This is a genomic window from Novosphingobium sp., assembly GCF_041915465.1.
Lineage (GTDB): Bacteria > Pseudomonadota > Alphaproteobacteria > Sphingomonadales > Sphingomonadaceae > Novosphingobium.
Genome location: NZ_JAYSBK010000020.1, coordinates 17,993 through 38,093 on the forward strand (window position 1 = coordinate 17,993; position 20,101 = coordinate 38,093).

Below are 20,101 nucleotides of genomic sequence, written 5' to 3' on the forward strand. Positions count from 1 at the left end.
TTGCATGACAGTTTCCAACGCCGTCCTGCGGGAACGGCGCGCAGCCGCCGTACCCCAGGGTGTCGCCACGTCCATGCCCAGTTTCATTGATCGGGCTGAAAATGCCGAACTATGGGATGTCGAAGGGCGCCGCTACATCGACTTCGCCGGGGGCATCGCGGTGCTCAATGTGGGCCATCGCCACCCCAAGGTGATTGCGGCGGCCAAGGCGCAGCTTGACCGCTTCACCCACAGCGCGTTCCAGGTGAACGCCTATGAACCCTATGTCGCGCTGGCCGAGCGGCTGGGCGCGCTGGCGCCCTTTTCCGGACCGGCGCGCACGCTGCTGCTGACCACTGGCGCCGAGGCGACGGAAAACGCGGTCAAGATCGCGCGAGCAGCGACCGGCCGGTCGGCCGTGATCGCGTTTACTGGCGGGTTTCACGGTCGGACCATGCTGGCCATGGCGATGACTGGCAAGGTCGTCCCATACAAGCGGAACTTTGGCCCGATGGCCGGCGAGGTCTACCATGTTCCTTTCCCGATCGCCCACTATGGCGTTTCGGTCGAGGATAGCCTGCGGGCGCTGGCGTTCCTGTTCGCGGCCGATGTTGATCCTGAACAGGTGGCCGCCATTATCATCGAACCCGTACAGGGCGAAGGTGGGTTCCACCAGGCACCGGTCGAACTGCTCAGAGCCTTGCGCGCGCTTTGCGATGAGCACGGGATCCTGCTCATCGCCGATGAAGTGCAGACCGGCTTTGCACGCACTGGGCGCATGTTCGGAATCGAGCATTCGGGGGTCGAGCCCGATCTGTTGGCCGTGGCGAAGTCCTTGGGCGGGGGATTCCCAATTTCCGGCGTGATCGGTCGGGCTGACGTCATGGACACGGTCATGCCTGGCGGTCTTGGCGGCACTTACGGCGGTTCGCCGGTCGCGTGTGCGGCGGCCCTCGCGGTGCTCGACGTGATCGCTGAAGAAGGCCTGCTGGATCGAGCCAATGAGATCGGCGCTCGGCTTACCGCGCGGCTTGCGGCGATGCAGGACAGGAATTCGCTGCTGCCGATCGGGCATCTACGTGGGCCGGGGGCGATGATCGCCTTCGACATGCTCGCGGCCCATGGCGGCGACGAGCCCGACGGCGCTGCCGCCAAGACACTGGTTCAGCGAGCGCACCAGGCTGGGCTGATCCTGCTGTCGTGCGGCACCCATGGCGAGACGATCCGGCTGTTGATGCCGCTGACCGCAAGCGATGCAATCATCGACGAGGGCATGGACATCCTTGAAAGGGTGCTTCAGGCATGACCGCGCCTTTGCTTGGGCTCAGCAATCCCGAACTGCTGGTCACTCGCGCTGCCTGCGGCGGAGAGTGGATTGCAGGTCGGGCCGACTTCCCTGTCATCAACCCTGCGACCGGGGAGACCATAGCCCGAGTGCCGGATCTCGGCACCGCCGAAACCAGCACCGCGATCGTTCGGGCAGAGGCTGCGATGCGCGAATGGGCGCGCCGTACCGCCAAGGAACGCGCGCAGCTGCTCCGGTGCTGGTTTGATCTGATGATGCAGCACCAGGATGATCTGGCGCGGATCATGACTGCGGAACAGGGCAAGCCGCTGGCCGAGGCGCGCGGCGAGATCGCCTACGCCGCATCGTTCATCGAATGGTTCGCCGAAGAAGGGAGGCGCGCATATGGCGAAGTTATCCCGCCCCACCGCGCCGATCACCGAATTCTCACACTGCGCCAGCCGGTCGGCGTTGTGGGTGCGATTACGCCATGGAACTTCCCGGCCGCGATGATCACCCGCAAAGCCGCACCGGCGCTGGCCGCGGGCTGTGCGATCGTGATCAAGCCGGCGCCTCAAACACCCCTGACGGCGCTGGCCCTGGCCCATCTTGCCGAACAGGCGGGAATTCCCCTTGCTCTGATCAGCACGATTACCACTCGGGATGCCGTCGGTGTCGGCGGCGAGCTGACTGCCAACCCGATCGTCCGCAAGCTTTCGTTCACCGGATCAACCGCTATCGGCAAACAGCTGATGCGCCAATGCGCCGATACGGTGAAGAAGGTCAGCCTCGAACTTGGCGGCAATGCTCCTTTCATCGTCTTCGACGATGCCGATCTGGATGCCGCAGTGGCCGGGGCCATGGCTTCCAAATTTCGCAACGCCGGTCAGACCTGCGTCTGTGCCAACCGCTTTTACGTGCAGTCCGGCATCCATGATGCTTTCGCGGAGCGCTTTGCTCAGGCCGTTGCCGACTTGCGCATCGGCAACGGTGCTCGGCCGGAAACCGAGATCGGCCCACTGATCGATGAGGCTGCGGTAAGCAAGGTTGAGCACCTGCTTGGCGCTGCCTTGCTCGCAGGGGCCGAACTGGTAACCGGCGGCAAGCGCCGAGGCGCGCAGGGGCACTTCTTCGAACCCACCGTCGTCGCCGGTGTCCGGCCGGACATGGAAATCGCCAATTGCGAAATCTTTGGACCCGTCGCTTCGCTGACGCAGTTTACCGATGAAGCGGAGGTAATCGCTCTGGCCAACGATACGCGGGCGGGGCTTGCCGCCTATTTCTATGGGCGGGACCTGTCGCGCAGCTGGCGGGTGGCGGAAGCTCTTGAATACGGGATCGTTGGCATCAACACCGGCATCGTCTCGACCGAGGTGGCGCCGTTTGGCGGGGTCAAGGAATCGGGCATCGGCCGGGAAGGCTCACGCCACGGCCTCGACGACTATCTTGAAATCAAATATCTATGCATCGGAGAGGTGAGATGACCACGATGGCAGTTCCGGTCCAGACTCTCCCGCATTGTACAACCCCCGACCATTTAGGCACGGCAATGCGACAGCTTGCTGTGGGCCACTTGCAGCTTGACCTGCTTGCCGCCCAGAACCGCATAGTCTTCGCTCCAGTCGAACTGGAAGGCCTCACCGAATTGAAAGACCAGCGGCACGAATGTCCCGCGTCCGTTAGTCTGCTGGCCATACTGGGGCTCCCGCAGCTAATCCCGGGCAAACGCCGCCAAGCGAGGATGCGAGCCACCATAGCCCAAGGCGACGAGTTCAGCGTAATGCTGCCTGGCGGTCCGCTTCTGTTGGCGTGACTTGCCTGCCGCTACGTGCAGATATTTGCAGATCGAATTGCGCGATGAGTCGGTTTGCCTCTTGATCTCACGAATGGCTATGCCGTGCCGATAATGTCAGTGGCGGATCACACTGAGTAGAGCCATGTCGATCACTCCGTTGCCGCCCGACGGTCTGCCAGAGGCGAAGATAGCAGGGGGCGATTATCAGTGGATAATTCAGCCCCTCCAGGGCCAATTCGCATTACAAATCAAGGCACTAGTTCTCGAAAGGCGATCCCGCAGGAGCAGCCCTATTTAGTTCGGTGACAATGCGCTTCATCCGGTCTAGGAGGCGAGCAGGATGAACCCCTTGCGTGCCCACCTCGTGCGCCATCGCTTTCTGGCCCTGTTGGTGGTCATGGCAGCGCTGTGCATGAAGATGGTGGTGCCCACTGGCTTCATGATCGGACAGAATAGCAAGGTTCTCACCGTCCAGATTTGCGATGATGCCTTGGGTAATCACTCGGTGCAGCAGCTCGTGCTTCCAATGAAGGGCGGCGGTGGCGACTGGGAGCAGAAGCAGGGCAAGAGCGAGTGCCCCTTCGCTTCGTTGTCGATCGCGTCGATGGTCGGGGCTGATCCTTCGCTTTTGGCGCTGGCGCTCGCCTTCATCTTTGCGCTGGGCTTTGCGCCAGCGCGTTTCATTCTTCCCCAACGCGCAATCCATCTGCGTCCGCCGCTGCGCGGACCGCCGGCTCTCGCCTGACAATCTAACCGATTTGTCGGACCAGCTGGTGCGCGTGCAATCCCTGCGCGTGTGCCGGCTTAGCCGGAGCACACCTTCATGTATGAACTGCTATGTCGTTCCGCGGAACGGCCCTGGGCGGCGCAGCTGGAAAAGCTGGACTGCCTTCCTACAACATCCACTACCAGGTCCCTCGTCCTGCACATGCAGGAGAACCGCTCGCAGCTGAACCGGGGCGCCCGCGCCAGTTTCAGCATGCTCGGGCTGCTGTTCATGGTCACCAGCATCGGGTCAGCTTTGCATGGCTTCTGGCTGGTGCCGGCCTTTTCAATTTTGGCACTAGTCGCACTGACTTTCGCGCTGGAACGGCACGGAGCATCGGCACCCGCCTACGAGACGCTGGAATTCGTCGATGGCCGGGTCCGCCACCGCGACAGCTCCGGCCGCCAGGTCGAGCTGCCCGCGTTCTGGCTGCGCCTCGCTGCTGAGAGCTGTAGCCCGTCCGACCTGCGCCTGATCTTGCGCGGCCGCGATGGCGCCATCGAGTTCGGTCGCTGCCTCAGCCTCGATGAGCGCCATGCCGTTGTTCCGCTGATCGCCTCAGCACTTGCGCAGTCGAGGGGGGACTAGTCCATGAGCATCCTCACGCTCTCCGATGAGCGCCACCACAGGTTGCAGCGCATTCGCCGAAGCACCTGGGTGGCAATCGCACTCTGCCTCGTACTGCGCGCCGCCGATACGGTCTTTGGGCCCGGCCTCATTGAACCAGCTCAGGCATTCGCCGCGCAGGACAGTCACGCCTGCCCGGCGGCCAATCAACATCATGCAAAAGCAGATTAAACAGGGGACAAAATCATGAGGACATCGACCATAGCCATCGCGGCTGCCTTGCTGACACCCTCCACCGCCTGGGCTGCGGATGCAGCCGAAAGTGCGTCTGCAGATAGGGGTGACGCCAGCGACACGATCATCGTGGTGGGCCAGAAGGATGCACCGATCACCGTGGTCCCGCGCGGGCTCGCGATATCACTCAACAAGGAAAATTTCGACGCGATCAATGCGATCAATGTCGAAGACCTGATGAAGTACACACCGAATTTCTTCGTGCGCAAGCGGTTCGCTGGCGATGACAACGCGGTGGTCGCGATGCGCGGCGCGAATACGGTCCAAAGCGCGCGAACTATCGTCATGGTGGATGGCTTCGTCGTCTCCAACTTCCTCGGCAATCGTTATGATTTTCCGCCCAAGTGGAATGTCGTCGGGCCATCCGAAGTCCGCCAGTTCGATATCGTCTACGGACCCTATTCCGCCCGCTACGGCGGCAATTCGATGGGCGGTGTTATCTCGGTTACGACGCAGGAACCCAAGGAGGGCATCTCTGCCAGTGGCACCGTCCAGACCATGATCATGCCGTTCAAGGAATACGGCTTTGATGAAACCTTCAAGGGCTACAGCCTCGAGGGTGCGATCGGCTACAAGCAGAAGGACGGCCCCTGGAGTGTGCGGGCAAGCTTCCGCCATTTCGAGAACACCGGCCAGTCGATGAGCTATAATCTGCTGCAGAAGTCGACCGGAGCTTCGACGGCAACCGTAACAGGGGCATTTATCGATCCCGATCTGGTGCGTCCCTCCGGTCTTGCAGCGAACGCGCAAACGGCAGCATTTGGTGCGGCGTCTCCGGTGGATGTGCTGCAGGACCAGTTTCGCCTTCGTGTGGGCTACGATTTCAGCGGCGGATGGAGGGTCGAAGCGCTTGGGGTGCTTTGGCAGACCAGGCAAGATCTGACTGATCCGCGCAGTTGGCTCGTTAACAGCGTCACAGGCGCGCCGGTCTATCAGGGCAACGTTAGCTTTAATGGCATTGTCTATAACGCGTCCGGGCTCACCATGTCGCGTACGGAGCGCAGGGAATATCTTGCTGGCGTGAAGATTTCCGGGCCGCTGGCCGGATGGGACGTCTCGCTCAATCTTTCTCGCTTCTGGATCGATAAGCAGGATGCCCGCTCATCCAATGACTACCAGACCGGAGCATCATCCGGCGCGGGAAAGCAGACCCTGTCGAACAGTCCTGGCTGGTACACCGGGACGCTGGTAGCCGAACGCCGCCTTGGCACTCACAAGCTGGCCGTCGGTGCGGATGCCAACCGTTATGAAACCTCGACCGACACTTTCAAGGTGACGAACTGGCGCGAAGCGACAGCACCGACCTACAGCAATTCGAGCTACGGCAAGACCAGCGTGTGGGGCGTGTGGGTTGAAGATGCCATTGATCTTGGCGGGGATCTCGTCCTGACCGGCGGGCTGCGCTATGATCGCTGGCATGCATTCGATGGAGGCATTGGCAGCCTGATTGGCGGCGCCCGCAAGGATGCCCGGTTCGCAAATCGCAGCGAGGATTCGATCAGCCCCAAGTTGAGCCTGCAGGGCAAATTGCCCGCTGAACTCGACTTCCAGGTCAGTCTGGGCATTGCGACCCGCTTCCCGACGGTTGGCGAGTTGTTCCAGGGTAGCCAGGATACCGCCGGAAACCTGATTGCGGCGAGTTTCAATCCGTACCTGAAGCCGGAAAAGTCTTATGACGCCAGCCTGCTGCTCCGCCGCCAGTTCGGACCAATTCGCGCGACTGCAAGCGTGTTTTTCCAGGACGTCAACGATGCGGTCTATTCGTTCCAGGGCCTGCTACCCGACAACACACTTTTCAGCGGCTACCAGAACGTGGACAAAGTGCGGCAATATGGCGCCGAATTCATTCTCGAGGGCCAAGACGTCGTGATCCCGGGGCTCGATTTCGACGGCAATATCGCCTGGATGAGCGCCAGGACGGCCAAGAATACTGCCGATCCGCGTGCCGAGGGCGTGCAGTTCCCGCGTATTCCGGAATGGCGTTCGAATGGCAACATTCGCTACCGGATCGCCGAACCGGTGCGGCTGTCGCTTGGCTGGCGCTATGCCTCGCGGCCCAATTCCGATCTGCTTGGGCTGCAGCGCGGCCGAGCTTACGGCTACCAATCGGACTACTTCTTCGTTGATGCCCGGGTGTCCTGGGATTTGACCAGGCAGCTGCAACTCAGCGCGGGGATCGATAACCTGTTCAACTTTCAGGCCTATGTCGCGCACCCCTTGCCGCAGCGTACCTTTGTCCTCGACCTCAAGCTGAAGATGTAAGAGGAGCCGCCATGAATCGCATCGCGCTCTACCGCACGATCTGGCGCTGGCATTTCTATGCCGGCCTATTCGTCATTCCGCTCATCCTGGTCCTCTCCGTCACCGGCGCGATCTACCTGTTCAAGCCCCAGGTCGAACGCTGGGAGGAACGGGCGTGGCAGGGATTGCCGGAGCAGGGGGCGGTGTCACCCGAGGCGCAACTGGACGCCGCATTGCAGGCGTTCCCCGGTGCCCGCTTCCATAGCTACCGATTGCCTGAGATGCCTGGCGATGCGGCCATGATCCATCTTGCGCTCGATGGTCGGCGCAAGATGCGCGATGTCTTTGTCTCGCCGCAGGGCAAGGTGGTGGGAAGCCTCGATCCGGAAATGCGGATCCAGCAAATTGCTCATGATATTCACGGCCAGCTGCTGCTGGGGCACCAGGGCAGCTGGATCGTGGAGCTGGCGGCGAGCTGGGCGATCGTGATGATCATCACCGGCCTCTACCTTTGGTGGCCGGATGGACGCGGTCTGGCAGGCGTAGTCTGGCCGCGCACTGGCAATGGTGGCCGGGTGTTCTTGCGCGATCTCCATGCCGTCACTGGATTCTGGGTGGCGGGTCTGGCGATGGTTCTACTTCTCACCGGGCTGCCATGGGCCGATCTCTGGGGGAAGGGCTTCAAAGCCGTGCGCCAGGAAATGGGCTGGGTGAAGGGCGAACAGGACTGGACGATTGGCGGCCGCGCGCCGGATGCGGACGGCGATCATGCCGAACACGATCACGCAGCGATGATGGCAGGGGGCGGCTCGGCGCGCGGTACATCCCACGTCATGCCCGATGGCACAATCATGACCATGGATATGGCCCCGGTGGGCCTCAGCCAGATTGTCGCCGAAGCCAAAAGCGAGCATCTGGCCTTCCCGGTCATCGTGACACCTCCCGGCGCCCCGCAACGCTTCGGGGCGAAGGCTGGCCCCAGCTGGACCGTCCGGTCCGATGCGCAGAACCGGCCGCTGCGGGTCACGATCAGGTATGACGCGATGACCGGAAGGGAAATCTCCCGCGAAGGCTTCGCCGACAAGCACATCATCGACCGTGTCGTCGGCTATGGCGTTGCCTGGCATGAAGGCGCGCTGTTCGGTCTGCTCAACCAGTTGATCGGCCTGATGACGGCAGTGATGCTGGTAACACTGGCCGTTTCAGGCTTCCTGATGTGGCGCAGGCGCAAGCCTGCCGACAGGCTCGGAGCCTTGGCCGCTCCGCCGGAGCGAAGAATCGCCAAGCTCGTGCCGGTCATCCTGCTCCTGGCGGTCTTTCTGCCTTTGCTCGCAGCCTCGCTGGTCTTCTTGCTGATTTTTGATCGGCTCGTTCTTCCACGCCTGCCGCAGCTGTCGAATTGGCTTGGGATGCCGACAAGGATCGAGGCATGATCTTGTGCTCGTGCCAACGAACTTTGGGCTAAAGGCGTTCCATGAAGTTAACCACCGCGGCGCTGCTCTCCGCTCTGGCAATTGCCAGGCCCGCTCTTGCAGACGAAAGTCCGCACCAGACCGTTGATGATCAGATCGTGGTCTATGGCCGCGCGCTTGATCAGGTCGGCACCGCGACCAGCGGCTCCCAAGGCGTGGTCGGCTATGCCGATTTCGAGAACCGCCCGATCGGCCGGGTAGGAGAACTCGCCGAGAACGTCCCCGGCCTGATCGCGACCCAGCATTCTGGCTCGGGTAAGGCCAACCAGTATTTCCTGCGCGGTTTCAATCTTGACCATGGCACCGATCTGGCGGGATACGTCGATGGCGCGCCGATCAACATGCGCAGCCACGGCCACGGCCAAGGCTATCTCGATCTCAATTTCCTGATCCCGGAGATGGTCGAGCGAATCGATTATACCAAGGGTCCTTATCATGCCGTCGAGGGAGATTTCTCGTCGGCAGGGACGATGCGCTACATCACCAGGGCCAGGCTCGACCGGCCATTCGCCGAGGTTACAGGTGGTTCGTTCGGCTACTGGCGCGGGCTGCTGGCCGGCAGCACCGATCTCGGTATTGGTTCACTGCTAGGCGCGCTTGAAACCACTGTTTCGGATGGTCCTTGGGTGCTCGACGAGCGCCAGCGCAAGTTTAATGGTCTGCTCAAGTATTCCGCCACTGACTGGTCACTTGGGCTGTCGGGCTATACCAACAGCTGGGTTTCGACCGACCAGGTACCTGCGCGGGCAATCAACGCCGGGTTGATCTCTCGAAATGGATCTATTGACCCCCACCTCGACGGGCGCGCCGGGCGGGTTGCGCTGACCTTCAACGGCACGTTCGGCGACACTACGCTATCCGCCTATGCCATTGGCTCGCGGTTGCAGCTGACCTCCAACTTCACCTACTTTCTTGACGATCCAGTAAATGGCGACGAGTTTCGGCAGATCGACCGGCGCGGCGTGTTCGGCGGCGCGTTCCGGCACGAATGGAAGGGCGGCACCGTGACCTGGCGCATCGGTGCTGACACCCGTTGGGACCGGATCGGCAAGGTCGGTCTTTACCGCACCGTCGCCGGCGCGGTGGTCAGCACAATCCGCGAGGACCGCGTCGACGAGTACAGCGGCGGCCTGTTTGGAGAAGTCGAAACATCGCTCTCGCCAAACCTTCGCTTGGTGGCCGGTTTGCGCGGCGATGCGATCGGCTACAACGTGCGATCTGATCTTGCCGCCAATTCTGGCAGAGGCTCGGCAGGAATCGTCTCGCCCAAGGTTGCCTTGGCCTGGAAGCCCGGCGATGGTGTCGAATTCTATGCCAACTACGGCGAAGGTCACCATTCCAACGATGTGCGCGGCGCGGCAATTACCATCGACCCGGGCTCAGGAACGCGGGTTGACCCTGTGCCGGTCTTTGCCCGGTCACGCGGCGCCGAACTTGGGGCGCGGCTCGAGCGCAGCCATTTCAACGCCTCGCTGGTCGCGTTCTGGCTCGATCTCGCTTCAGAGCTGGTCTTTGTCGGCGATGCCGGCACCACAGAGCCCAACGATGCCTCGCGCCGCTATGGCATCGAGCTGGCGCTGTTCTGGCGTCCGGTGCAAGGTGTCACGATCGATGGCTCGGCATCGTGGACCCACGCGCGGTTTCGCGGCGTGACGACAGGGCAGGATTTCATTCCCGGTGCAACACCATTCGTGCTCGGAGGCGGGATCAGCGCCAAGCTCACTACGCAGCTGACCGCGACCGCTCGGGTTCGCCACTTCGCCAGTGCGCCGCTGATCGGGGATGGGTCTCAGCGCTCGCAGTCGACCACGCTGGTCAATCTGGGCTGCTACTGGGAAATGGGGAGCGTGCGATTTGGCGTCGACGTGCTTAACCTGTTCGATGCCAAGGACCCCGACATAACCTATTGGTACGCGTCGCGGTTGCCAGGTGAACCGGTCGATGGCGTCGAGGATCGGCACGTCCATCCGGTCGAGCCGAGACAGGTCCGGGTCAGTCTCAGGTACGCATTCTAAGTTTACCGCGAGCGATGTTTGATCACTCTGTCGGCCCAATAAACCCTCGGGCTTCTAGCCGTGTGAATGAGCAGTATGGCGGACTAGTCATCTCAGGTTCTGGTGTGCGACAGCCTGGCGAACAATGCGCTCTGACGTTTTTTGGAGGGCGGCGTGAGGCTGCGTGCAGGAGCTGAGCTTTAGCCCGGTTTCGAGGCCTGTCAGCACCGACAGAAGCTGGCTCTAACGTCAGGTTAGGATAGTCTTGCCGCGCGGGGCGGACGGAAACTTTTGCGAGGGAGAATCGGGCCGTCAATCGCCCCCCCCCGACTGAGCCATCGCAGGCAGGACGGAGCGTTCGTTCGTGTGGCACGGCGACTGCGCCTGGGGCGACGAGATGAGGTTCGCTGACCTGGTCAGCCTGTTTGGTTCGGCCGTAAGCGACGCCTCTGGCCTCGGCGATCCAGAGCATGAGTTCATGAACGCGGGTTGCCGGATGGCCGCTGGCAATCAGGCAAAGCGTGTCGGCGAGCCAGCTAAGCGGGTTGATACCCGAAAGCTTGCAGGTCTCGATGAGCGTGGCGAGCCCAATTCCACGAAACCGCACTTTTTGTGTAAGCATGGTCTCATGGCGGCGATTGATCGCCGTCTCTTGCCATGGTGCTTTGCCGGAAGCCTCTCGCTTGCTGGGCCGTGATGAAGGCTTCTTCTATTTGATCTGGCTTTGAAACGATATCGAAAAGCTGGGCGGGGTTCCTGTCGATGCCGCCATGCGGCCCTTTGGATTTATGCACAAGTAGGTCACTGCCGGATCGTATGGTGATGTTGGCGTATAGGTGCAGTCGCTGAAACTTGCTGGGGCCGTGTTGCTGTTGGAATACCGCACGTCGCTGCTTGGCGTCAGAGTCAGGCCGCTGGAAGGCGACCCCTGGGTGAAATTGGGCGAAGCAGCGCTGCCGACGGCAATTTGCGAGGGAAGAGCGTCGAGGATGAATAGGCTATCCCGATCCACTCTTGTCGCCCCCGTGTTTTGAACTGTGATCGTATAGGTGATGATCGCACCTGGAATCGCCTTGGCATTGATCGATCCATTGATCGGATCAGAAGCGGCAACGGAACTTTTGGTGACGACCAGCGTCGCGTTGCTTGTGCGCTTGGAGTTGGTAATCGTGCAGGTAATGACGTCTCCCATCTGAGGGGTAACGCTGTCACCGGGATTGACTGGCAAGACTGTTGTCGACGAGCCAGCCGCGTTCGAACAGGTCATTGTCGCAGTGTATTGACTTAGTGCCGTTGCCCCAGCGCCTTGCTCATCAAAGGTGTAGGTTATTCCAATGTTGCCCTGATATTGCGGTGTCGTTCCAGTCAGGATTGTGGAACCCGTGCCTGTGGTTGTCGTGGTCGCGACCACGGTCGTACCTTGGCTGATGTTCAGCACGAACTGATCGCTGGAAAACTGCCGCCCCGACCCCGCCAGAACCTTGGATAGCTGCAGATGCGGATAGGGGGTCACAGTGAAGATGCACAGCACGTTGTCGCCGAACTGCAGCGAGCCAAAGTTGTAGGTGCTGGTAATCACCCCGCCGGGTAGCGGCGTCGATGAACCCGAAGTGGCATTGGTGCACGACAGGCTGGATCTATAATGAGTGAGCGCATTCGCGCTGCCACTCGCCATCGATTGCTGCAGTGTGAGCGGGATCGCGGCGGAACTCGACAGGCTGGCGGCAGCGAAGGGCCCCAGGCCCGTGCCCGAAGACGAGCCGGCAGCCAAAGTTGAGCCGGTGCCGGTGGCATTGATCGAGAAGGCAAACTGGTCGCTCGGATCTACCCGAGCGCCGGTAATCTGCGTGCTGAGCCGGATCGAGGCGAAGCGCACCGCGAACATGACGCCCTGCAGGCCGCCTCCGACTAGCGTGGCCGTCACTTGTGTGGGGTTCGAGGATCCAGCCACGTAAGCGCCAACCGTCCCGGCTACGCCCGTCTCCGTGAAAGTGCTGGTGCCGACGCCGCTGTAGTAAGGGTATGTCGACCCGCTGATTGGTCCGGAAGCATCAAGCATCTGCCAGTTCCCGCCATTGGTCTGGTAGCTGAGAGATTCCCCCTGATTGCTGGATTCCCCGTCTGCGGCGACCAACATGTAATTCGTGATGGTGCCAGTGCTGGGCGGCGTGAGCATGATCGAGCTGATCGTGATTGTGGTCGTTCCCGCAGCACCCTGGTAAAGAATTGGCTTGCCTGCGATCCCGAGGAAAGCGGTATTGCCAACGGCTGCGCCGGACCAGGACGGCGATGCCTTCCCCAGCAGTGCTGCACCACTGACCTTCAGGTTGAATGAAAGCACGGTCCCGTCAGTCAGCGTATAGGAAAACGACTGGCCGCTGCCGCTTCGCGCAGTTGTATCATTGTATCCTGCAAAATCGAGCCAGCAATAGGTCTGCCAGTTGGCCGGACCTGTTGACCCCTGCGACGTGGCCAAATTGCACGAGGCGGCATGGGCCGGGCTGGGGGCCAGGCAGCAGGTCATGAACACGAGCGCAACCAGTAGCGCCCACAGGCTGCGCAAATGGCGTACCCGCATCCTGACTGAACCAACATCCACAACGCATCGGAGCTACGCCTATTTCCTTAGGATGCCGTTAACTCAGCTTCTTATCGAATAAGGCAGCTCCAAGAGCATTCACAGTGCGGACTGCTGCGAGCTGGCTAGCGATATACTCGGCTGCCCGATCCGGTAGATCCGGACCTTCTCAGCTGCGTGCCTCTCTATATCTGTAAGCGTCCGGTCTGGGGTGTTAGGCCAAAAGGTGGGGTGGAGATCAGCCCACGTTGCAGGCGTCGGTGAAGGTGCTAGGCTGACCTGAGGAGGAGCAGCTCATGGCCGTGATCGTCGTAATTGTTTGTGCGATTTTCGGCATACTCATGGTGGGGCTGTCTGTCCGGGCTAATGCTCGGTTCCAGCATGAAGAGACCTTGCCCCTCCAGTGGCTGATTTCCAGATCACAGCCACTTTCCAAAACAGTCATTCGGTCCGGGCCTCGTGTTTTCGTCCTGAGTCTTGTGCCCGGCCTTGCGATCTGCACCCTGGTATTGATTGCGATCGGCGCATCGACGCTGACGCCGCGTCCTGGGCAAGAGGGCATGCTATTGCCTTTCGTGCTCTTCATTGGCGGCGTATTTGTTGCTGTCTATGTCCTGCACCTTTGGCTGATCGAGCAAACTCTGCGCCAAAACAGGGGCTAGCTACCCGCGAATGGCGTGGACCAGTTCCGTGGCAGCAGCTCATCGATCCGATTGATGGGATGCCCTTTGCCGATGCGCTCAAGGGCGTCCGCCAGCCAAGCCTGCGGGTTGACGCCGATTAGCTTGGCAGCCTCAAGCAGAGAATACATGGCAGCGGCGCGCTCCCCGCCGCAATCTGCGCCGGCAAACAGCCAGCTCTTGCGACCGAAACAGATCCCGCGCAGCGCGTTCTCGGCGGGGTTGTTGTCGATCTCAAGCCGACCGTCCTCGGTGTAGGTCAAGAGCTGGTCCTTCAGCTTGATCGCGTAGCGCTATATCTCAACTACGCTTTCGTATGGCAAAAAGTTCCCTCTATGTTCTCTTTCCGATTTCCTACAGCCTGACATTCTGCGAACGTTCTGACAGGAGGTGAACCAAACGCAGACGAAGGTGCAAATCGTGCTCCAGGATTTCGAACATGAGCGGGCCATACGCAAAGTGGCGTCGCCGCAAAGCGCGCCAATGATGTTCATTACGGTGGAGGAGTTCGCGCTGGCAGCCCGGTTGTCGCGCAGACATATCGACCGATTGCGAAAGTCTCGCCCATCAGGCTTTCCGACGGAATATGAGCTGGGTAGCGGTACGAGCAAGCACCGCAACTGCCCAAGATTCAAGCTCGCTGACGTGCAGAAATGGCTCGATTCACGCGCACTTTGGTAGGTTTGAGTAACGCTGACGACCTATCGCGTCGCAATGGTGCTCTCGAGCGGGCGGCTCAAGTTTTATTGCTTCCCCTCGGGCGACTGGGGCTGATGCAGCACTGGCTTTTGGAAGGTTGGCGGCTCGGGCGAGGATACTCGGCATGAACTTAACTCGATCGCCAAATTGGCAAAGGGGATCCAGCGGCAAGGTCCTGCCAATTTGCTCGCTGCTATTGGGCAGTCCAACCCCCATCGATCACCAAGCTCGATCCCGTCACCATCGCGGCAAGTGGAGAGCACAGATAGAGTACGGCTGCGGAAACATCGCCGGGTTGCGCGATTCGGCCCAAAGGAATCATCCGCTCCACAAATGAGAGAAATGCTGGATCCGCCAGCATCCGTTCGGTCATCGGGGTTTCAACAAAGGTGGGGGCGACAGAATTCACGCGAATGCGCTCAGCGGCCAGCTCCACCGCCATGGCCTTGGTCAAACCTTCCAGTGCGTGCTTGGTCATGCAATAGACGGTTCGGTTGGGGCTGCCGACGTGGCCCATCTGGCTCGTTACGTTGATGATGCAGCCGCCCTTGTCACGCCTTAACATCGAGCGGACGGCCGCTTGTGCGACCAAATAGGCGCTACGAATGTTGAGAGAGAGCATTTCGTCGAGAACCTCGACGGGAACGTCGGCCATCGGCAGCGGTCGGTTCATCCCCGCGTTGTTGATCAGGATATCGACTTCGCGAGCGGCGAGTTCCGAGGCGAACGAAGGTGCTCGAATATCCGCGACCCATGGCTCGATCAGCGGTTGACGCCGCGCCATTGCGCGAAGTTCCTCTTCGCTGCGGGCGACTGCGAGCACCCGCGCTCCGCAATCGGCAAGCGCAATGGCGATCGCGGCGCCAAGCCCTTTGCTCGCCCCGGTAACAATCGCCTGCTGGCCCCCCAGATCGAATTTGTAGCCGCTCATCTGCTTCTCCTTTGCGATCGCCGTCTGGATTGACAGCTCTTCGTCAATATGCACAGTGATCACATTAACCGAGCCGCGGTCAAGGTGATGCGCGGGTTTGAGGAGCTTGACGATGCCGTTCGATCCCAAGGCCGGGCAGTTCTACCGCATGCCGATATTCTTCGGTCCGACCCCCGGTCCCCGCCAGTGGCCGGAAGGGCGGACTTTCGATTTCACCAAGACCCCGCACATGAAAATGCTGGGCGTGCGCATGCTGACCAATGCCGATCAACTGAAGGCTATGCTGCCGGAGCGGTTCGAGCTGCGCGGGCCGCCGGTCGTGACGGTTGAGGCCAATTACATGACCGAGATCGGCTGGCTTGCCGGACGTGGTTACAACTTGTGCGACGTCAAGTTCGAGGTGACCTTTCATGGCAAGGCCGGGCCGGTTCATGGCACTCTGGTGCTGGTTCGCTGGGAAAACCTGTGTGACCCAATCCTGAGTGGACGCGAGGAGCTCGGGCACAACAAGCTTTATTGCGAAATTCCTGAGCCGCGGGTGATTGATGGTCGCCACTCGGCGCGGATGTCGTGGCTGGAGACGCCGTTCCTCGATATCAACATTTGGGACCTCGCCGCGCCGACCGGCATGTCTGGCCCGCCAGCAGATCCCGAGCATCAGGGCATGCTATCCTACAAGTATATTCCCAAGACCGGCGACTGGGGCGAGGCTGACGTTGAATATGTCACGCTATCTCCGCACAGGCCAATGCGCGAAAATATCACGATCGAGCGCTTCGAGCTGGGCCAAGGCAGCTTCCAGTTCTGGAAGTCGAGCTGGGAGGATCTTCCCACGCTGTACCACATCGTAAATGCTTTCGCCGAGCTGGAGAACCACGGCTTCCAAGGCGCCCACTTGGTCCAGACGGTCGGCGGATCGAGCATCGCGGAAACCTATCGGGTCGACTGATCTCGCACCCAAAAGGGCGCATTTGCCACTGTGCCCTCAAGCCAAATCCTCCATGATACAAGGGATGCCGCATGGCCGTCATCTACCTCAAAACAGGTACGCCCGAGGCGCAACGCGCCGAAGATAGCACCCGGGTTCGCGAGATGGTCGAGCGCACCCTCGCTGACATCGAAGCGCGCGGCGATGCGGCCGTGGGGGAACTTTCCGCGCGGTTCGACGGTCTGTCCCGGCCATCGTTCCGCCTGACCGATTCGGAAATCCATGCCGCGATTTCCCAGGTTTCGGCGCAGGAGATGGCCGACATCAGGTACGCCCAGGAGCAAATCAGGCGCTTTGCCGAAGTCCAGCGCGCTGCTCTGACAGATGTCGAGGTCGAGACGATCCCGGGGGTAATCCTCGGGCACCGCAACATCCCGGTACAGTCGGTCGGCTGCTATGTACCTGGCGGCAAGTTTCCGATGGTGGCCTCGGCGCACATGTCGGTGCTGACCGCCTCGGTCGCCGGGGTGCCCCGGATCGTGGCATCCGCGCCGCCGCACAAGGGCGAACCGCACCCTGCGATCGTCGCTGCCATGCACCTCGCCGGCGCGCACGAGATCTATGTCCTTGGCGGCATCCAGGCGGTTGGCGCCATGGCGCTCGGCACAGCGACAATTTCCCCGGTGGATATGCTGGTCGGTCCGGGGAACGCCTATGTCGCTGAAGCGAAGCGGCAGCTGTTCGGCCGGGTTGGCATCGACCTGTTCGCGGGGCCGACCGAGACGCTGGTGATTGCGGACGAAACGGTCGACGGCGAAATGTGCGCGACCGATCTGCTTGGACAGGCGGAGCACGGCTACAATTCGCCGGCTATCCTGCTGACGACTTCACACCGCTTAGCGCAGGCGACGATGGCCGAGATCGAGCGGCTGCTGACCATATTGCCTACGGCCGAAACTGCGGCAGCCAGCTGGCGCGACTATGGCGAGGTCATCGTCTGCGATTCGCACCTCGAGATGTTGCAAGTCGCCAATGATATCGCGTCGGAACACGTCCAGGTGATGACCGACCGCGATGACTGGTATCTGGAGAACATGCAGTCCTACGGCGCGCTGTTCCTTGGCCCGCGCACCAATGTCGCGAATGGCGACAAGGTGATCGGCACCAACCATACCCTGCCGACCAGGCGGGCCGGGCGCTATACCGGCGGACTGTGGGTGGGCAAGTTCCTCAAGACTCACAGCTACCAGAGGATCATGACCGATGAGGCCGCGGCAGAGGTCGGTGCCTATTGCTCGCGGCTCTGCATGCTGGAGGGTTTTGTCGGCCATGCCGAACAGGCCAACCTGCGCGTGCGCCGCTATGGTCATCGCGAGATCGCCTATGGCGCAGCTGCCGAATGAGTCGGCTGAAGCGCAAACGCTGGCGGACTTTGTGAGAGCGGGCTTGTCCAAGCGGCCTCGGGTGCTTGCGACTTATGCGATGCCGCAGGCCGTCATCGAACAGTTCCGGACTTTCGCCGACCTGACAGTGCTGGACGGCATCAACGATCCGGACGCGTTGCTGACGCATTGTCTAGGTCATGATGCGTTGGTGTGCACTCTGATGAACCGCATTTCTGCCGATTTTGTCGCGCGCTTGCCCGCGGAAATCAGGCTCGTTGCAACTTATTCTGTGGGCTTCGATCACGTCGATGTCGCCGCACTCGGCGCACGCGGGGTCACCTTGGTGAACACTCCCGATGTCCTAACCCAAGCGACCGCAGACGTAGCTTGGTTGCTCTTGCTTGGTGCCGCTCGACGCGCGTGGGAGGCTCAGTCCATGTTGCGCGCGGGCCGCTGGCAAGGGTGGGAGCCGACGCAACTGGTGGGTGCCGATGTGCACGGCAGGACCCTCGGCATTCTCGGCTTCGGCCGGATCGGTCGTGCAGTTGCGGAACGGGCCCGCGGTTTCAACATGCGGGTGCGCACCTGCGTGCGCGATCCGGCAAAAGCCACGAGTATTCCCGATCACGTCACCTTGAGCGGATCGATGGAGGAAGTGCTTTCAGAAGGCGATTTCGTATCGTTCCACCTGCCGATGTCTTCCGAAACGGCTGGTTGGCTGAATGCGAAGCGGATTGCCCTGATGAAGCCCGGAGCCATCGTCATCAACACGGCTCGCGGCGGCCTGATTGATGAGGCTGCCCTGATCAGGGCGCTGCACGATGGCCAGCTTGCCGCCGCAGGCCTTGACGTGTTCGACGGCGAACCCAAGGTTTCGGCGGCCTTGCTGGCCGCACCGAACACATACCTGTTGCCGCACATTGGCAGTGCAACCGCCAGTGCGCGCACTGCGATGGGGCTCAGCCTCGCGAGCGAGATGGCCGCATTCTTCGACGGGCGGCCACTGACCTGCCGCGTGGAAGCCAGATGAATCCGGGCAGGCCACAAGCAGAGGCCAATGCGCGACAGGTGTTACGCGCAATATTTGACGCAGCGCTGGGTGCCGCCAGCGTCGAAGGCAAGCTCGAACGCATTTTGCCTGACCCGCCGCCGGGCCGAACGGTTGTGATCGGCGCCGGCAAGGCGGCAGCGGCGATGGCGCGGGAGCTGGACCGGCTTTGGCCGGGCGACCTCACCGGGGCAGTGGTTGCACCGCATGATTGCGCAATGTCGGAATACCAGGGCCGGATCGAGGTGCTTGAGGCCGGCCATCCGGTGCCCGATCAATTCAGTGTTGCTGCTGGAGAGCGGATGCGTGATCTGGTCAGCGGGCTCGGCAATGATGATCTGGTCATCGCGTTGATCTCGGGCGGTGCATCGGCCCTTCTGGTCGGCCTGCCCGAAGGTGTTACGCTGGAAGACAAGCAGGCCGTCACGCGCGCGCTGCTGTGCTGCGGCGCGACGATCGCTGAGATCAATGCCGTGCGCAAGCAGATCTCGACTATCAAGGGAGGCGGGCTGGCGAAGCTGGCCGGGCCGGCGCGGATGGTGACGCTGGCGGTGTCCGACATTCCGGGTGACGACATTGCCGCAATCGGATCCGGCCCGACCATCTTCGCCGCGGCCGATCCGGCCGAGGCCCGCGCAATCCTTGCCCACCACGCGATCGCACTTCCGTCCGCGATCGAGCGCTATCTTGCCAGTCCCGTGCCGATAGCAAGCACGCAATCGAAACTGGCAGGAGGCCGTTTCGAAGCCCACTTGGTCGTGCGCCCCGCTGATGCGCTTGACGCCGCTGCTCGGGCAGCCTCCGACGCTGGGTTCGAGCCCATCGTGCTCGGCGATGATCTTGAAGGCGAGGCCCGTGAACTGGGCGCGGAGCACGCTAGGCAGGCGCTGCGCCTGTTGCGGGAAGGGCGCAAGGCGTGCCTGATTTCCGGTGGCGAAACGACTGTCACGCTGCGGGGGGAAGAGCGTGGGCGAGGACGAGGACGAGGGCGAGGGCGAGGGCGAGGGCGAGGGCGAGGGGGACGTAACTGCGAGTATCTGCTCGGCTTGCTGGTCGCGCTTGACGGGCAGCCCGGAATTGCTGCGCTGGCTGCCGATACCGACGGGATCGACGGCAGCGAGGACAACGCCGGCGCGCTAGTCTTCGCTTCAAGCCCGGCGCGCGCGGAGATGTGCGCGGTGGACCCGCAGGACTGCCTCGCGCGCAACGATTCCCATGGATTCTTTGCTGCGATCGGCGACCTGCTGGTCACAGGTCCGACCTACACCAACGTCAATGATTTCCGTGCGCTCCTGATCGACCCGGCTAGCTGCGCCAGCGCAGCCGGTCAGCGGTCAGCTGGTCGACGCTCTTGACGCCCATCAGCTTCATGCCGCGCTCGATCTCGTCCTGCAGGATGCCGAGCGCGCGCTCGACGCCGGCCTGTCCGGCGGCGGCCAGCGCATAGAGGTAAAGCCGC

The 20,101-nt window shown here is 61.6% G+C and carries 17 protein-coding genes and 2 pseudogenes; 13 read left to right on the forward strand and 6 right to left on the reverse strand.

Translation table 11 applies throughout. The features are described 5' to 3' along the window. Positions 1-4: 4 nt before the first annotated feature. Positions 5-1,285 carry a 4-aminobutyrate--2-oxoglutarate transaminase gene (gene gabT, locus ACE3SN_RS05660; RefSeq protein WP_374528312.1) on the forward strand — a complete coding sequence of 427 codons (1,281 nt, stop codon included), beginning with the start codon at positions 5-7 and terminating at the stop codon, positions 1,283-1,285. Then, the gene (locus ACE3SN_RS05665) at positions 1,282-2,748 is read left to right on the forward strand and encodes an NAD-dependent succinate-semialdehyde dehydrogenase (RefSeq protein WP_374528314.1); all 1,467 of its coding nucleotides are present in this window, start codon (positions 1,282-1,284) and stop codon (positions 2,746-2,748) included. Before gabT ends, ACE3SN_RS05665 begins: the two co-directional genes overlap by 4 nt. 56 nt (positions 2,749-2,804) lie before the next feature. Here the strand turns inward: ACE3SN_RS05665 and ACE3SN_RS05670 are convergent. Then, a pseudogene (locus ACE3SN_RS05670) lies at positions 2,805-3,143 on the reverse strand (IS21 family transposase); the annotation flags it as partial. Between the two features lie 256 nt (positions 3,144-3,399). Between ACE3SN_RS05670 and ACE3SN_RS05675 the strand changes: the two are divergent. The 6 genes from ACE3SN_RS05675 to ACE3SN_RS05700 all read left to right on the forward strand — a co-directional run bounded on the left by ACE3SN_RS05675 (position 3,400) and on the right by ACE3SN_RS05700 (position 10,414). Continuing rightward, positions 3,400-3,804, forward strand: coding sequence for a hypothetical protein (locus ACE3SN_RS05675; RefSeq protein WP_374528316.1), 405 nt, complete (start codon positions 3,400-3,402; stop codon positions 3,802-3,804). A 78-nt stretch (positions 3,805-3,882) separates the two neighbouring features. Then, positions 3,883-4,413, forward strand: coding sequence for a DUF2244 domain-containing protein (locus ACE3SN_RS05680; RefSeq protein ID WP_374528318.1), 531 nt, complete (start codon positions 3,883-3,885; stop codon positions 4,411-4,413). Between the two features lie 3 nt (positions 4,414-4,416). Then, entirely contained in the window at positions 4,417-4,623 is a 207-nt protein-coding gene (locus ACE3SN_RS05685) for a hypothetical protein (protein ID WP_374528320.1), read from the forward strand. Between the two features lie 15 nt (positions 4,624-4,638). After that, entirely contained in the window at positions 4,639-6,948 is a 2,310-nt protein-coding gene (locus ACE3SN_RS05690; RefSeq protein ID WP_374528322.1) for a TonB-dependent receptor, read from the forward strand. Positions 6,949-6,959: 11 nt separating this feature from the next. Continuing rightward, entirely contained in the window at positions 6,960-8,360 is a 1,401-nt protein-coding gene (locus ACE3SN_RS05695) for a PepSY-associated TM helix domain-containing protein (protein WP_374528323.1), read from the forward strand. Positions 8,361-8,401: 41 nt separating this feature from the next. Beyond that, entirely contained in the window at positions 8,402-10,414 is a 2,013-nt protein-coding gene (locus ACE3SN_RS05700; protein WP_374528325.1) for a TonB-dependent receptor, read from the forward strand. A 22-nt stretch (positions 10,415-10,436) separates the two neighbouring features. On the opposite strand, the gene ACE3SN_RS05705 is transcribed toward ACE3SN_RS05700, so the two are convergent. Both ACE3SN_RS05705 and ACE3SN_RS05710 read right to left on the reverse strand, forming a co-directional pair. Further along, the gene (locus tag ACE3SN_RS05705; RefSeq protein ID WP_374528327.1) at positions 10,437-11,015 is read right to left on the reverse strand and encodes a transposase domain-containing protein; all 579 of its coding nucleotides are present in this window, start codon (positions 11,013-11,015) and stop codon (positions 10,437-10,439) included. Positions 11,016-11,102: 87 nt separating this feature from the next. Beyond that, a complete protein-coding gene (locus tag ACE3SN_RS05710) occupies positions 11,103-12,917 on the reverse strand; it encodes a CshA/CshB family fibrillar adhesin-related protein (protein WP_374528329.1) in 1,815 nt (604 codons plus the stop codon). A 350-nt stretch (positions 12,918-13,267) separates the two neighbouring features. Here ACE3SN_RS05710 and ACE3SN_RS05715 point away from each other — a divergent pair, with 350 nt between their 5' ends. Continuing rightward, positions 13,268-13,633 (forward strand): sulfite exporter TauE/SafE family protein, encoded by a 366-nt coding sequence (locus ACE3SN_RS05715; protein ID WP_374528331.1) that lies wholly within the window; start codon positions 13,268-13,270, stop codon positions 13,631-13,633. On the opposite strand, the pseudogene ACE3SN_RS05720 reads toward ACE3SN_RS05715, so the two are convergent. Together ACE3SN_RS05720 and ACE3SN_RS05725 are read right to left on the reverse strand one after the other, a co-directional pair. Continuing rightward, positions 13,630-13,944: pseudogene (locus ACE3SN_RS05720) on the reverse strand (transposase domain-containing protein); the annotation flags it as partial. The gene ACE3SN_RS05715 and the pseudogene ACE3SN_RS05720 overlap by 4 nt on opposite strands. 599 nt (positions 13,945-14,543) lie before the next feature. Beyond that, positions 14,544-15,410, reverse strand: coding sequence for an SDR family NAD(P)-dependent oxidoreductase (locus tag ACE3SN_RS05725; RefSeq protein WP_374528332.1), 867 nt, complete (start codon positions 15,408-15,410; stop codon positions 14,544-14,546). Here ACE3SN_RS05725 and ACE3SN_RS05730 point away from each other — a divergent pair. From ACE3SN_RS05730 to ACE3SN_RS05745, 4 genes are all read left to right on the forward strand, one after another. After that, positions 15,394-16,230, forward strand: a complete 837-nt coding sequence (locus tag ACE3SN_RS05730; RefSeq protein WP_374528334.1) for an acetoacetate decarboxylase family protein — start codon at positions 15,394-15,396, stop codon at positions 16,228-16,230. The two genes, ACE3SN_RS05725 and ACE3SN_RS05730, sit on opposite strands and share 17 nt — an antisense overlap. A 71-nt stretch (positions 16,231-16,301) precedes the next feature. Beyond that, positions 16,302-17,612 carry a histidinol dehydrogenase gene (gene hisD / locus ACE3SN_RS05735; RefSeq protein ID WP_374528335.1) on the forward strand — a complete coding sequence of 437 codons (1,311 nt, stop codon included), beginning with the start codon at positions 16,302-16,304 and terminating at the stop codon, positions 17,610-17,612. Then, positions 17,593-18,624 carry a 2-hydroxyacid dehydrogenase gene (locus ACE3SN_RS05740; protein ID WP_374528337.1) on the forward strand — a complete coding sequence of 344 codons (1,032 nt, stop codon included), beginning with the start codon at positions 17,593-17,595 and terminating at the stop codon, positions 18,622-18,624. The genes hisD and ACE3SN_RS05740 overlap by 20 nt, the downstream gene beginning before the upstream one ends. Next, the gene (locus ACE3SN_RS05745) at positions 18,621-19,997 is read left to right on the forward strand and encodes a glycerate kinase (protein WP_374528339.1); all 1,377 of its coding nucleotides are present in this window, start codon (positions 18,621-18,623) and stop codon (positions 19,995-19,997) included. Before ACE3SN_RS05740 ends, ACE3SN_RS05745 begins: the two co-directional genes overlap by 4 nt. Here the strand turns inward: ACE3SN_RS05745 and ACE3SN_RS05750 are convergent. Further along, complete coding sequence (locus ACE3SN_RS05750; RefSeq protein WP_374528340.1) at positions 19,948-20,082, reverse strand: alpha-hydroxy-acid oxidizing protein; 135 nt, start codon at positions 20,080-20,082, stop codon at positions 19,948-19,950. The two genes, ACE3SN_RS05745 and ACE3SN_RS05750, sit on opposite strands and share 50 nt — an antisense overlap. Positions 20,083-20,101 lie beyond the last annotated feature (19 nt).

Excerpts from the sequence above, each read along its gene's own strand:
- ACE3SN_RS05685 (WP_374528320.1), top strand. The coding sequence starts at position 4,417 with ATGAGCATCCTCACGCTCTCCGATGAGCGCCACCACAGGTTGCAGCGC.
- ACE3SN_RS05745 (WP_374528339.1), top strand. The coding sequence starts at position 18,621 with ATGAATCCGGGCAGGCCACAAGCAGAGGCCAATGCGCGACAGGTGTTA.
- gabT (WP_374528312.1), top strand. The coding sequence starts at position 5 with ATGACAGTTTCCAACGCCGTCCTGCGGGAACGGCGCGCAGCCGCCGTA.
- ACE3SN_RS05665 (WP_374528314.1), top strand. The coding sequence starts at position 1,282 with ATGACCGCGCCTTTGCTTGGGCTCAGCAATCCCGAACTGCTGGTCACT.
- ACE3SN_RS05700 (WP_374528325.1), top strand. The coding sequence starts at position 8,402 with ATGAAGTTAACCACCGCGGCGCTGCTCTCCGCTCTGGCAATTGCCAGG.
- ACE3SN_RS05730 (WP_374528334.1), top strand. The coding sequence starts at position 15,394 with ATGCCGTTCGATCCCAAGGCCGGGCAGTTCTACCGCATGCCGATATTC.
- ACE3SN_RS05740 (WP_374528337.1), top strand. The coding sequence starts at position 17,593 with ATGGCGCAGCTGCCGAATGAGTCGGCTGAAGCGCAAACGCTGGCGGAC.
- ACE3SN_RS05705 (WP_374528327.1), bottom strand. The coding sequence starts at position 11,015 with ATGCTTACACAAAAAGTGCGGTTTCGTGGAATTGGGCTCGCCACGCTC.
- ACE3SN_RS05695 (WP_374528323.1), top strand. The coding sequence starts at position 6,960 with ATGAATCGCATCGCGCTCTACCGCACGATCTGGCGCTGGCATTTCTAT.
- ACE3SN_RS05675 (WP_374528316.1), top strand. The coding sequence starts at position 3,400 with ATGAACCCCTTGCGTGCCCACCTCGTGCGCCATCGCTTTCTGGCCCTG.
- ACE3SN_RS05690 (WP_374528322.1), top strand. The coding sequence starts at position 4,639 with ATGAGGACATCGACCATAGCCATCGCGGCTGCCTTGCTGACACCCTCC.
- hisD (WP_374528335.1), top strand. The coding sequence starts at position 16,302 with ATGGCCGTCATCTACCTCAAAACAGGTACGCCCGAGGCGCAACGCGCC.
- ACE3SN_RS05715 (WP_374528331.1), top strand. The coding sequence starts at position 13,268 with ATGGCCGTGATCGTCGTAATTGTTTGTGCGATTTTCGGCATACTCATG.
- ACE3SN_RS05710 (WP_374528329.1), bottom strand. The coding sequence starts at position 12,917 with ATGACCTGCTGCCTGGCCCCCAGCCCGGCCCATGCCGCCTCGTGCAAT.
- ACE3SN_RS05680 (WP_374528318.1), top strand. The coding sequence starts at position 3,883 with ATGTATGAACTGCTATGTCGTTCCGCGGAACGGCCCTGGGCGGCGCAG.